This is a genomic window from Acidimicrobiales bacterium (genome assembly GCA_035630295.1).
GTDB lineage: Bacteria > Actinomycetota > Acidimicrobiia > Acidimicrobiales > Iamiaceae > Iamia.
Genome location: DASQKY010000010.1, coordinates 1 through 12,747 on the forward strand (window position 1 = coordinate 1; position 12,747 = coordinate 12,747).

9 protein-coding genes are annotated in these 12,747 nt (G+C 75.9%); 4 read left to right on the forward strand and 5 right to left on the reverse strand.

Annotation, left to right across the window (positions count from 1 at the left end; all coding sequences use genetic code 11):
- The coding region (ftsH, locus tag VEW93_02930; protein ID HYI60740.1) for an ATP-dependent zinc metalloprotease FtsH at positions 1 to 1,378 on the forward strand (1,378 nt) is incomplete at its 5' end.
- A 12-nt stretch (positions 1,379 to 1,390) separates the two neighbouring features.
- Here the strand turns inward: ftsH and VEW93_02935 are convergent.
- The 3 genes from VEW93_02935 to VEW93_02945 all read right to left on the reverse strand — a co-directional run bounded on the left by VEW93_02935 (position 1,391) and on the right by VEW93_02945 (position 6,795).
- Positions 1,391 to 1,828 (reverse strand): hypothetical protein, encoded by a 438-nt coding sequence (locus VEW93_02935; protein HYI60741.1) that lies wholly within the window; start codon positions 1,826 to 1,828, stop codon positions 1,391 to 1,393.
- A 63-nt stretch (positions 1,829 to 1,891) separates the two neighbouring features.
- Positions 1,892 to 3,421 carry a DUF5719 family protein gene (locus tag VEW93_02940; GenBank protein ID HYI60742.1) on the reverse strand — a complete coding sequence of 510 codons (1,530 nt, stop codon included), beginning with the start codon at positions 3,419 to 3,421 and terminating at the stop codon, positions 1,892 to 1,894.
- Positions 3,418 to 6,795 (reverse strand): glycosyltransferase family 2 protein, encoded by a 3,378-nt coding sequence (locus tag VEW93_02945; GenBank protein ID HYI60743.1) that lies wholly within the window; start codon positions 6,793 to 6,795, stop codon positions 3,418 to 3,420. Before VEW93_02945 ends, VEW93_02940 begins: the two co-directional genes overlap by 4 nt.
- Positions 6,796 to 6,973: 178 nt before the next feature.
- Between VEW93_02945 and VEW93_02950 the strand changes: the two genes are divergently transcribed.
- Complete coding sequence (locus VEW93_02950; GenBank protein HYI60744.1) at positions 6,974 to 7,387, forward strand: hypothetical protein; 414 nt, start codon at positions 6,974 to 6,976, stop codon at positions 7,385 to 7,387.
- Positions 7,388 to 7,531: 144 nt separating this feature from the next.
- Here the strand turns inward: VEW93_02950 and VEW93_02955 are convergent, their stop codons facing one another.
- The gene (locus VEW93_02955) at positions 7,532 to 8,758 is read right to left on the reverse strand and encodes a SpoIID/LytB domain-containing protein (protein ID HYI60745.1); all 1,227 of its coding nucleotides are present in this window, start codon (positions 8,756 to 8,758) and stop codon (positions 7,532 to 7,534) included.
- Positions 8,759 to 8,826: 68 nt separating this feature from the next.
- On the opposite strand from VEW93_02955, the gene VEW93_02960 reads away from it, so the two are divergent.
- Complete coding sequence (locus VEW93_02960; protein ID HYI60746.1) at positions 8,827 to 9,891, forward strand: DUF480 domain-containing protein; 1,065 nt, start codon at positions 8,827 to 8,829, stop codon at positions 9,889 to 9,891.
- Positions 9,892 to 9,915: 24 nt separating this feature from the next.
- Here VEW93_02960 and VEW93_02965 read toward each other — a convergent pair whose 3' ends face one another.
- Complete coding sequence (locus tag VEW93_02965; GenBank protein ID HYI60747.1) at positions 9,916 to 11,040, reverse strand: acyl-CoA dehydrogenase family protein; 1,125 nt, start codon at positions 11,038 to 11,040, stop codon at positions 9,916 to 9,918.
- A 71-nt stretch (positions 11,041 to 11,111) separates the two neighbouring features.
- On the opposite strand from VEW93_02965, the gene VEW93_02970 reads away from it, so the two are divergent.
- Entirely contained in the window at positions 11,112 to 12,725 is a 1,614-nt protein-coding gene (locus VEW93_02970; protein ID HYI60748.1) for an acyl-CoA synthetase, read from the forward strand.
- Positions 12,726 to 12,747 lie beyond the last annotated feature (22 nt).

Below are 12,747 nucleotides of genomic sequence, written 5' to 3' on the forward strand. Positions count from 1 at the left end.
CTTCGCCGACGTCGCCGGCATCGAAGAGGCCAAGTTCGAGCTCGAGGAGATCGTTGATTTCCTCAAGAACCCCGAGAAGTACCAGCGCCTCGGCGGCAGCATCCCCAAGGGCGTCCTGCTCGTCGGCCCGCCCGGCACCGGCAAGACGCTGATCGCCCGCGCGGTCGCCGGCGAGGCCGGCGTGCCGTTCGTGTCGGTCACCGGCTCGGATTTCATGGAGATGTTCGTCGGCGTCGGCGCCAGCCGGGTGCGCGACCTCTTCCAGAGCGCCCGCAAGCTGGGCCGAGCGATCATCTTCGTGGACGAGATCGACTCGATCGGCCGCAAGCGGGGCGCCGGCCTCGGCGGCGGCCACGACGAGCGGGAGCAGACGCTCAACCAGATGCTCTCCGAGATGGACGGCTTCGAGGCCACCGAGGGCATCGTGATGATGGCGGCCACCAACCGGCCCGACATCCTCGACCCCGCCCTGCTGCGCCCCGGGCGGTTCGACCGCCAGGTGGTGGTGCCCCTGCCCGAGCAGATCGAGCGCCTGGCCATCCTGCGGGTCCACACCAAGGGCAAGCGGTTGTCGCCCGACCTCGACTTCAACGTGATCTCCCGGGGCACGCCGGGCATGAGCGGGGCCGAGCTGTCCAACCTGGTCAACGAGGCCGCCCTGCACGCCGTGCGCCAGGGCCGCCAGGAGATCGGCAACGAGGACTTCGAGTACGCCCGCGACCGGGTGCTTATGGGGGCCCGGCGGGAGTCGATGGCCCTGTCCGACGCCGAGAAGGAGCTCACCGCCTACCACGAGGCCGGCCACGCCGTGTGCGCCGTGGTGCTCGAGCACGCCGACCCGCTGCACAAGGTCACCATCCTCCCCATCGGCATGGCCCTGGGCGTCACCCAGCAGCTCCCGGTGGAGGACCGCCACAGCTACAGCCAGCACTACCTGGAGGACTCCATCGTGGTGGCCATGGGCGGCCGGGTGGCCGAGCAGCTGGTGTTCGGGGTGATGACCACCGGGGCCGGCAACGACCTGGAGGTCAGCACCAACCGGGCCCGGCGGATGGTCACCGAGTGGGGCATGAGCCCCAAGGTCGGCCCCCAGGCGTGGGGCAGCCACGGCCAGGTGTTCCTGGGCGAGGACCTCATGGGCTCCCGCGACAGCTTCAGCGCCAGCACCGCCGGGGTGATCGACCAGGAGGTCGAGCGCATCCTGCGGGAGGCCGAGGAGCGCTGCCGCACCGTCCTCACCGAGAACCGGGCCGGCCTGAACATGGTGGCCCGCTCCCTGCTCGAGCACGAGACCGTCGACGGGGCCACCGTCGAGCGCCTGGTGCGCATGGGCCGGGAGGACGCCCCGGCGCCCCGGGAGTCCACCCCCGTCGACTGACGGCGGGCCCGGTCAGCCCGCGGCGCCCCCGCCGTCGGCGTCGCGGGCACTGGCCACCGCGGCCCACAGCTCCGAGGTGGGCGGCTCGCCCAGGAAGCTGGCCCTGACCGTGCCGTCGGGCCCGGCCACCACCACCAGGGGGACGGCGTCGACGCCGTAGCGGGCGTGCAGGTCGGCGTCGGCCACCGCCTCCAGCTCCTGCACGGCCACGCTGTCGCTCTCCAGGGCCCGGGCCTTGTCCCACGTGGCCCGGCAGGCCAGGCAGGTGGCCGAGCTGAACACCGCCACCAGCCACGGGGCCTCGGGCCGGGCGAACTCCCGCCGGTCGAGGTGGTCGGGGACGGCCCAGGCCGGCCTGGTGGGGGCGTCGGAGCGGGTGCGGGCCCGGATCAGGGCCGCCACCCCGACCGCCACCGCGGCCAGCACCACCACGACGAGCAGGCGTTCCACCCGGGCAGGTTGCCACGCCCGGGCCCGAGCCGACGACGGGGCGCCGGGCGCGGGCCGGCCCGGCTAGCGGAGGGGGCGCAGGCCGGGGGGGAGCGGGATGCCGACGGCCACCGAGGCGCCCCGGCCCTGCTCGCCCTCCTCGTCGTCGGCGCCGGCCGCCCCCTGGGCCATGAGGCGCCGCTCGGCCACCACCGGGCCGCTGGCCTCGACCACCAGCGAGAGGCGGGCGCCCTCCAGGTCGTCCAGCTCCACCTCGTGGCGGGCGCCGGGGGCCAGGGTGACCCGCCCCCCGGGCACGGGGACCTCCTGGCCGTCGCCCACCGCGGTCACGGCCACCGTCACCTCGGCGTCGCCCGGGTTGGTGACCACCACCCGGCCCCGCTCCTCGTCGGCTGCCCGCCGCCCGGAGGCGAAGGCCCACCGCGGCGCGGCCACCGGCGACCCGGTGCTGGTGGCCACCCCGACGTAGGAGGCCTCCTCGCCGGCCGCGTCGATCCACCGCTCGGCCACCACCGGCACGCCGTCGACGGAGCGGACCACCAGCGAGTGGGTCAGGCCCTCGGGCACCGACCCGGCCTCGTCCAGGGCGAGGGAGGCGAACTCCCCGGCCGGCACGGTCAGGGGGAAGGGGCCCACGGTGCCGTTCCGGGCCGGGTCCTCCAGGGCCACCTCCACCTCGACCTCGGCCTCCTCGTCCCCCGGGTTGAACACCACCACCCGCTCGTGGGCCACGGCGGAGCGGACCCCGGCGGGGAAGGACCACACCGGGCGGGGGTCGCTCACCGCCGGGGTGAGGGCCAGTCCGTCGGGGCGGTAGGCCTCGGCGTCGGCCTCCTCCTCGGTGGTGCTGGCCCCCTCGCCGTCGTAGGTCTGGATGCGCTCGACCACCACCCGGCCCCGGCGGGTGGTGACGGTGGCTGCGGCCACCGGCACCACGGTGACCACCGGGGTGACGTCGACCACGATCATCGACTGGGCGGCCACCGGCAGGCCCTGGAAGTCCGAGGGGGTGCGGCGCCGGGCATCGGTGGTGGCGAAGGCCAGGTCGACGGTGGCCGCGTCGGGGTACGGGTTGTAGATGGCCAGGCGCATCGTGGCGTCGCGGGTGGTGGCCCCCGAGGGGAGGTAGGCCCGCTCCGACGCCGTGGTCTGGCAGGCGGCCACGTCGCGGCCCCGGGGCCCGACCACCTCGTGCTCGACCACCACGGTGCCGCCGTCGACCTCGACCCGGGCCGAGGCCCACTCGGCCTCCAGGACGTCGGCCACCCGGACCCGGCGGGTGGTCCGGGCCGGGACCTCCAGGGCCCGCCCGGCCCGGGTGCCGGCCTCGCTGACCACTTCGATGCGGCCCACGGCCGACGCGTCGCCGACGTTGGCCACCACCACCGTGCCGTCGGCCATGGTGCCGTCGCCCGCCGTCTGCCCGGCGCAGAACCACACCGAGCCCAGGGCGTCGGCCGGGGCGGCCACCGGCAGCAGGGTGGCGGGGTCGGTGGGGCGGCCGGCGTCGTCCTCCCCGCCGTCACCGGTCAGGAGCAGGCCTCCCACCAGCAGGGCGACCACCAGCACCAGGGCGGGCCAGCGCCGGCTCACGCCGGGTCCTCCGGTGCCGGGCCCCGCACCGTCTTGCGCCGGCCGGCCCGACGACCGGCGGCGCGGCGGGCCTCGGGGCCGGGGTCGCCGTCGGGGGCGGCGGACCGCTCGGCCCGGGCGGCCAGGTCGGCCACCGCGGTGGCGGCCGCCTCCACCGGGTCGGGGACGGTGGCGCCGTCGGTCCCCTCGGGGTCGGTGGTCTCCGGGCCGGTCCGGAGCCGGCGGAGGAAGCGGCGGCGGGCGCCGTCACCCCGGGCCCGGCGGTGCAGGCGGCCCCGCACCAGCAGGGCCACGATCCACAGCAGGGGCTGGGCCACCACCGCGGCCAGGCTGGCGGGGGAGGTGTCGTAGCGCAAGGTGCCCCGGCCGGCGCCCGGGTCGTCGTAGCGGGCGGCCCAGCCGTAGGCCGGCTCGCCGGCGGCGGCCTCGGTGCCGTCCACCTCGAGCTGCCAGCCGTCGGCGGGCACGGCGGCCACCACGTCGCCGTTGCCCCGGGCGGCGACCCGGTAGCGGTCGGGGCCGTCGGCCGAGGTCACCACCGAGCGCCCCCGGGCCGGCGCCGACGGGGAGGCGGCAACGGCCGGCGTGGACGGCAGCTCGGTCCCGGCCGGCACGGTGGAGGCCATGCCCGTCCACGCCGTGTTGCGGTAGACGATCAGCGCCTCCTCGGTGTCGACCCGCTCCAGGTCGAGCTGCGAGGCGAGGGTGTCGGCCAGCCAGGCCGGCGGCGGGTGGGCTTCGCCCCCGTAGGCCGCGGGCACGGTCCGGGTGGGGATGACCACGTAGCGCACCCCCTCGGTGCTGAGCAGGCGCCCGAGGCGCACCGTCCGCCGGCTGACGGCCAGGTCCAGCTCGTCGGCCAGGCGCTCCGTGCTGGCGTGGCGGGGACCGGCCCACCGAGAGGCCACGTCCGGCACCCCGTCGCTGGTGGCCAGGGCCACGCCCTCGTCGTAGTGGTGGGCCCCGAGGGGCAACACGGTCCGCTCCCCCAGCCACAGGATCCGGGCGTCGGGGTTCTCGTCGGCCACCAGCACGGGCTGCAGGGTCCGGTCGAGGTCGCCGCCGGGCAGGTCCCAGCGGCCGTCGAGGACGCCGGGGACCATGGAGGTGGCCCCGGCCACCACGGCCAGCGCGGCCAGGATCGATGCGCCCTGGCGCCAGCCGAAGCGGTAGTGGCGCAGGTCGACCTCGAAGGCGGCCATGCCCAGGGCCGCGGCCAGGGCCAGCGCCGCGGCCGCCGGCACCAGCACCACCTCGGGGGCGGGGAGGCCGAACGGCAGGTGGCCCTCCTCGGCGGCCACCAGCACCCCCCAGCCGGCCAGGGCCACGAACCAGGCCCGCACCGCCCAGGCCAGGCGCCAGCCCCGGCCCAGCACCAGGGGCAGGGCCGCGGCGACCAGGAAGGCCCAGGCCAGCGGGGTGCCGCCGTAGGGGCCGGTCTGGAAGCGGAGCAGCTCGCCCAGGGTGCGGCCGGTGCCGTCCCGGGCCCCGACCACGGCGTCCCAGCCGCCGCCGTCGAGGAGCAGCGAGGCGCTCCACGGCAGGTGGAGGGCGACGGCGACCACGACGCCCCCGGCGGTCGCCACCACCAGCCGGCCCAGGCCCTCGGTCCGGCCGGCCACCAGGGACCCCACGGCCAGGCCGGCGGCCATGAGCACCACCAGGGCCACGATGGCCGGGGCCACGACGGCGCCCAGGGCGGCGGCCAAGCCGATGCCCAGGGCCAGGCCCGGCACGGCGGTGGCGGGACCGCCGGGGCCCACCGGGGCGTCCTCGGACAGGTCGCGGCGTCCGAAGGGGGCCAGGCCGGTGGCCCGGGCCAGACCCAGCAGCAACCAGGGCACGATCGCGTAGGCCACCAGGCCCGACCACGAGCCCGAGGCCAGGGCGTTGTAGGGCAGGGGCACGGCGGCGTAGACGACGACGGCGGCCGCCGCGGCGCGAACCGAGCCGATGGGCCGGGTCAGGCGCCAGATGCCCACCGGCCCGGCCGGGAGCAGGGCCAGGACGAGGACCTTGCGGGCCAGCTCGGTCGATCCCCCGGCCACCAGGCCGGCCAGGCCCAGGAGCCCCTGGCCCGTGGGCGGGGGCCCGGGGCCACCGCCGCCGGTGGCCCGCCAGCCGCTGACGTGGGCCCGGAGCAGCTCGACGGCCGAGCCCGGGAAGGCGGACAGGTCGCCCACGGCCGGCAGGTCCGGCACCAGCAGGTTGCGGGCCCCCAGGGCCATCAGGGCCACCGTGGCCGCCGCCGCGGCCAGGGTCACCCGGGTGAGGGGGGCCCGCAGGGCGGAGCTGAGGTCCCGCCCGGTGGCGGCCAGGGCGGCCAGGCGGTCATCGGCCGGGCCCACCTGGCCGCGGAGGAAGGCGGTGAAGCGGGCGCTGCCCCGCACCTGCAGCTCGCGCACCTCGGCGTCGCGCACCGTGCGGGTGCGGGCCGCCCGCCGGCGCCGGCGGGCGATGGCCCCCAGGTGCCGCAGGTTCCACGTCCACGCCCCGACCAGGTCGCGGCTGTGGCGGGGCCGCCCGCCGAGCAGGGCCACCAGGGCCTCGATGGTGGTGAGGAGCAGGGCCTGGGGCACGACCCGCAGGAGGTGGACGCGGGAGTAGCACGACAGCAGGGACCGGACCCGGTGGCGGTTCTGCAGGCGGCGGCGGTCGTCGACGGGGCGGCGCTCGCCCAGGGCCTCCAGGTGGCGGGCCGTCGCCGCCGGCACCACCACCACCCGGGCCCCGGCCACGTGGGCCCGCCAGCACAGGTCCACGTCGTCGCCGTGGAAGTCGATGCCGGGGTCGTAGCCGCCCAGGGTTGCGAACAGGTCGGCCCGCACCAGGGTGGCCCCGCCGGCCACGTGGAAGACGTCGCGCACGGCGTCGTGCTGCTCCTGGTCGAGCTCGTCGGGCTCGGCGGCCGGGGCGGGGACGCCGGTCTTGTCCACCGCCGCGCCCACGGAGCGGATCCGGCGGGGGTCGTGCCAGTCGAGCAGCTTGGGCCCGAGGACCCCGGCGTTGGTCCGGAACGCCTCCTCGACCAGGGTGCGCACCGCGTCGGGGGCCAGGGCCACGTCGTCGTGGCAGAGGAGGTGGAAGGCCGCCCCCTCGACCACGTCGAGGACGACGTTGGCCGCGGCCCCGAAGCCGGGGTTGCCCTCGACCCGGGTGATGCGGGCGTCGGGCAGGACGGCGGCCACCCGCGGCGAGGGGTCCTCGGCGCTGCCGGCGTCGACCACCAGGACCGAGAGGGGCTGGTAGGTCTGGGCGGCCAGGCTGCGCAGCGCCTCGTCGAACCAGGGTCCGGGGTCGTGGGTCACCACCACGGCCACGACCGCGGGAGCGGCGGCGCGGGACTCGTCGGCGGGAGGGCGGGCGTCGGTCACGGCTGGTCCAACCTACCGGCTGGCCCTCGGCTCCTCGGGCACCCCGGCCGCCGTCGGGACCCAGGCCGGAGCGGTGACGAGACCGGTTTCACACCGGATCTCGGGCCGTTCTGCTTGCAACTGTTTAACGACATAGGTACGGTTGCGAGCAGACCGAACGACCTCCAGGAGCGCCCCAATGCCCCAGATCACCACCGACGACGTGGCCCGAGCGGCCAAGGACGCCTTCTACGTGGGCGTCGGCCTCGGCGTCATCGGCTTCCAGAAGGCCCAGGTCCAGCGGGTGGAGCTGACCAAGTCCCTGCAGGGCCAGGTCGGCGAGGCCAAGGGCCAGCTCGACAAGCTGGGCACCACCGCCGAGGAGGCCCTGTCCGACCTGCGGACCCGGGTCGAGTCCCTGGCCGGCTCGGTCGACGACCGGGTCAAGCTGGTCGAGGAGCGCGTCGACACCCTGGAGGGGCGCTTCGAGTCCGTCCTCGACGACATCGAGGCCAAGCTCCCCGAGCAGGCCCGCGACATCGTGCAGCAGGCCCGCGGCGCCGCCCGTGACGCCCGCCAGCAGGTCCGCTCGGCCGTCGGCCGCGCCGCCTGACGCTCGCACCGCTCGTCTCCGCGCCCGCTCCCCCCGGGCGTCGGAGCGCCGGCGACCTCATCGGTCGCCCCGAGGGGCCCGGACCACCCTCCCCCTGGGTCCGGGCCCCTCGTCGCGCCCGGCCCCGGTTCGGCCCGTGGCGGCTCAGGCGGTGGCGAACCAGTTGGACTTGAGGCCGAGCACGCTGCGGACCTGCTCGCCGGTGAGGGTCACGTCGCCGCCCGAGAAGCGGGCCCGCACCCGGGTCACCCGCCCGCCCAGCTCCCCCAGCCCGTTGCGGGCGTAGGAGTCGAAGCTCTGGAACGTCCCCAGGTCGCGGCCCTGGTGGCGGTCGTAGGCGGCCTCGATGGTGGCCCGGCCGAGGGTGACGCTCCAGGCGTGGTTGGCGTTGCCGGCGTAGTCGTCGCCCTCGTCGCGCACGGCGGGGAAGTCGCCGCCCGCCGTCCACCCCCCGCTGGACGAGCCGAACTCGGTGCGGGCCACCCGCCCGTCGGCCCTCCGGCGGACCTGGTTGGCGGTGGCCGCCACCGCGGTGGTGGTGCGGGGGTCCTCGACCTTGGTGATGGTCGAGCCCGAGGCGGTGCGGGTGCCGTAGCCGCCGTAGACCTGGCACTGGGAGCTGTCGCAGGTGGTGGCCCACGAGCCCCAGCGGGTGTCACCGGACACGGCGTAGGAGCGGGCGGCCACGGCCTGGGCTCGCACCGCCGCCGCCCCCCGGCCCCCGCCCAGGTCGGCCCAGTACGGGGAGACCTCCTTGGGGACGATGGAGCGCAGCATCAGCTCGGTGGCCACCTTGTTCACGGTGACGACGGTGCCCAGGGCCTCCACCGCCCGCAGCTCGCCCCGGTAGTAGCGGGTGCCGCTGCCGGTGCAGTGCTGGAGCATGCGGGTCGGGTCGTCGCCCTGGGCGATCGACGAGCGGACCACCACCTCGCCGGCGGAGCGGTCGCCGACCAGGGTCCAGGGGCCGTTGCAGCCCGTCCCCCGCCAGACGCGGAACCGCCCGGCCGAGAGGCGGGCGACGCGGGTGGCGCGGACGTCGGCCCCGTAGCCGTCGACCCGGAGCCGGCCCGCCGACTGGGTGACGACCAGCTCCCGGCCCCTGCTGGCCGTGAGGTACACGCGCTGGTCGGTGGCGGTGACGGTCCGGGTGGTGGTGCCGCCGTAGTAGTGGTCGAGGATCCGGGTCCCGCTCCACCCGTGGTCGACGGCGTAGCCCAGCGCCCCCCACTGGCTCATCCCCCGGCCGTGGCCCCAGCCGCGGCCCTGGAAGGTGACCGAGGCCGGCGGCTCGCAGGCGGTGAGGGGCAGGACGACGAGGGTGGCGGCAGCGGCGAGAGCGAGGCGGGTGAGGAGGCGGCGGGGGGCCATGGAGAACCATCGGCCCGGGCCGCGGGGGAGTTGAGCCCGCGGGGCGGCCCGGGCCGTAGGTTGGCGCCGTGGACATCGTGCTGGACCCGGCGGAGGCCCGGGTGCTGGGGAGCCTGCTCGAGAAGGAGCGGACCGTCCCGGCCACCTACCCCCTGACCATGAAGGCCCTCCTCACCGCCTGCAACCAGGCCACGTCCCGCGACCCGCTGATGGACCTGTCCGAGGCCGAGGTGGAGCAAGCCGTCGAGTCCCTCAAGGCTCGGAAGCTGGTGCGGCGGGTGCTGCCCAGCCACGGGAGCCGGGTCGTCAAGTACCGCCAGGTGGCCCACGAGGTCCTGGGCCTCGACGACGGGCCGAGGGCCGTGGTCGCCATGCTCCTGCTCCGAGGCCCCCAGACGGCGATGGAGCTGCGGGCCCGCACCGAGCGGATGCACGCCTTCGCCGACGCCGAGGCGGTGGAGGAGGTGCTGGCCGACCTGGCCGGCTGGGGCGACCCCCTGGTCCGGCTGCTCCCCCGCCGCCCCGGCCAGCGCGAGGCCCGCTGGGCCCACCTGCTCTCCGGCGAGCCGTCGGACACGGCGCCCGAGGCCCCCCGGCCGGCACCGGCCGCCTCCGCCGCGCCGGCGGCGTCGGCCCCCCGACCCGAGCCCCCCGACCCGGCCCTGCACGGCCCGCTGGCCGCCCTGGCCGGCACGTGGTCGGGGGCCGGGGCCGGCCGCTACCCGACCATCGACGACATCACCTACACCGAGGAGATCGAGGTGCGGCCGGTGCCGGGCAAGCCCCTGCTGGCCTACCGGTCGGCCACCCGGGCCACCGACGACGGGCGGGCCCTCCACGCCGAGAGCGGCTTCCTGCGCCTGACCGGCGACGGCGGGGTGGAGCTGGTGGTGGCGGCCGGGCCCGGCATCGTCGAGGCCTGCAGCGGTCTGGTCGACAGCGAGGCCACCGGTTGCGACCTGGAGGTGGCCCTCACCTCCGACGTGGTGGCCGGCACGCCCTCGGCCAAGGAGGTCACCGCCACCGAGCGCACCTACCGGGTGGAGGGCGACGTCCTCAGCTACGAGATCGCCATGGCCGCGGTGGGCCTGCCCCTCGGCGGCCACCTCCAGGCCCGCCTGCACCGGGCCTGAGGGCCTCGCCCCGAGGCATCGGGCTCAGGGCGGGTCGGCGGGCAGGCCCAGCACCCGTTCACCCAGGATGTTGCGCTGCACGTCCCCGGTGCCACCGCCGATGGTGAGGGCGGGGGCGAAGAGGTAGCCGAAGGCCCAGGTGGGATCGGTGGAGCCCATCGGCCCGCCGGGGGCCAGCATCCCCGCCGGACCGGTCAGGTCCTTGGCCACGGCCATCATGCGCTGGCCGTGCTCGTCGGCCAGCACCTTGCGGATCGAGGCCTCGGGCCCGGGCTGCTCGCCCTTGATGGCCGCGGTCACGGTGCGCAGGCGGATGAGCCGCAGGATCTCGGACTCGATCCACAGGGCGGCCAGGCGCTGGCGCACGAGGGGATCGGTGACCCCACCGGCGTCGCGCACCACGGCCAGCAGGTCATCGGCCATGGGCCCCATGCCCCACAGGGCCCCGCCGGCCGACAGCGACACCCGCTCGTTGCCCAGCGTCACCTTGGCCAGGGCCCAGCCGTGGTCGACCTCGCCCACCAGGTGGTCGGCCGGCAGGCGGACCCCGTCCAGGAACACCTCGTTGAAGGTGTGGGCCCCGGTCATCTCGATGAGGGGGCGGACCTCGACCCCGGGGGCGTCCATGGGGCAGACGAAGTAGGAGATCCCCTTCTGCCGGGGCAGGTCGGGGTCGGGGTTGGTGCGGGCGATGAGGATGCCCCAGCGGGCGTGCTGGGCCAGGGAGGTCCACACCTTCTGGCCCTCGATGACCCACTCGTCGCCGTCGCGGGTGGCCCGGGTGGTGAGCGCGGCCAGGTCGCTGCCGGCGCCCGGCTCGCTGAAGAGCTGGCACCACACGTCCTGGGCCGAGAGGAGGCGGGGCAGCCAGCGGGCCTGCTGCTCGGCGGTGCCGGCGTGGAGGAGGGTGGGGCCGGCCCAGCCGATGCCGATGGGGTTCGAGGGCCGCTTCACCCGGGCCCGGCGCAGCTCCTCGTCGATGACGATCTGCTCGATGGGATCGGCGCCGCGGCCGTACGGGCGGGGCCAGTGGGGGGCGACGTAGCCGGCCTCGGCCAGCTCGGCCCCCGACGGCGTGGGGTGCGCGGCCAGCCACGCCCGGACCTCGGCGCGGCGGGGGTCGTCGTCGTCCGGGAGCTCGAAGTCCATGGCCGCGCACGGTACCTGTCACCTCGACCGGCCGGTCACGGCCGCAGGCCGGACTCCCTACACTCCGCGCCATGCCGCACGCTGGTTGGAACTTCGCCGAGGTCTGGGAGACGATCGCCGAGGAGATCCCCGACGCCCCCGCCCAGGTCCAGGGGGACCGCCGCCTGACCTGGCGCCAGCTCGACAAGCGGGCCAACGGCGTCGCCCACGCCCTGCTGGGGGCGGGCGTGGCCGAGCAGGACAAGGTGGCCCAGTACCTCTACAACTGCCCCGAGTACCTGGAGTCGATGTTCGGGATCTGGAAGGCCGGCCTGGCTCCCGTCAACACCAACTACCGCTACGCCGACGACGAGCTGGTCTACCTGTGGGACAACGCCGATGCCGTGGCCGTGGTCTTCCACGGCAGCTTCGTCCCCACCATCGAGCGCATCCGCGACCGGGTGGGCAAGGTCCGCCTGTGGCTGTGGGTCGACGACGGGGCCGGGCCCTGCCCCGACTGGGCCACCCCCTACGAGGAGGCCGCCACCTCCCACCCCGAGCGGGTGGTGGCACCGTGGGGCCGCAGCGGCGACCACCTCTACATGCTCTACACCGGGGGCACCACCGGCATGCCCAAGGGCGTGATGTGGCGCCAGGACGACCTGTTCCGCAACCTCATCGGCGCGGCCGTGGACCGGACCGTGCAGCAGGGCGAGGCCGACCTCGACTCGGTCCGGGCCCGCGTCAACGGCCCCGGCATGGTCGGCCTCCCGGCCTGCCCGCTGATGCACGGCACCGGGTGCATGACCCAGCTCATCGTCCTCTCCGGCGGGGGCTGCGTGGTCACCCTCCAGGCCCGCAACCTGGACGTGCCCGAGCTGCTCGACACCATCGACCGCGAGGGCGTGAACCTCATCGCCATCGTGGGCGACGCCTTCGCCAAGCCCATCACCCGGGCCCTGGACGCCGAGCCCGGCCGCTGGGAGCTGACCTCGCTGCTGGCCGTCACCTCCTCGGGGGTGATGTTCTCCGAGCCGGTGAAGCAGGCGCTCCTGGCCCACGCCCGGGGGGCCATGATCATCGACGCCTTCAGCTCGTCGGAGGCGGTGGGCATGGGCCAGTCGATCTCGGCCGCCGGCGCCGAGGTCCAGACCGCCACCTTCACCGTGGGCGAGAACACCCGGGTCGTCGACGAGGACGGCTCCGACGTGGTGCCCGGCTCCGGCCAGATCGGCCGGGTGGCGGTGGGCGGCTTCCAGCCCGTCGGCTACTACAAGGACCCGGCCAAGTCCGACGCCACCTTCCTGATGCTGGACGGCAAGCGCTACTCGGTGCCCGGGGACTTCGCCCAGGTCGAGTCCGACGGCACCATCACCCTGCTGGGCCGCGGGTCGGTGTGCATCAACACCGGCGGCGAGAAGGTCTTCCCCGAAGAGGTCGAAGAGGTGTTGAAGACGGCGGACTCGGTACGCGACGCGGTCGCAGTCGGTGTGCCCGACGAGAAGTTCGGTCAGGCCATCGTGGCGATGGTCGAACTCGCACCCGGTGCCGAGCTCGACGAAGGCAACATCATCGCCCACGTAAAGACCAAGCTCGCCTCGTTCAAAGCGCCCAAGCGCGTGCTTCAGGTCGAGACGATCGGCCGCGCCGCGAACGGCAAGGTCGACTACAAACGACTAACGGCCGAAGCCGAAACCCGTACCTAACCCGGGCGGGCACCCCGCAGGC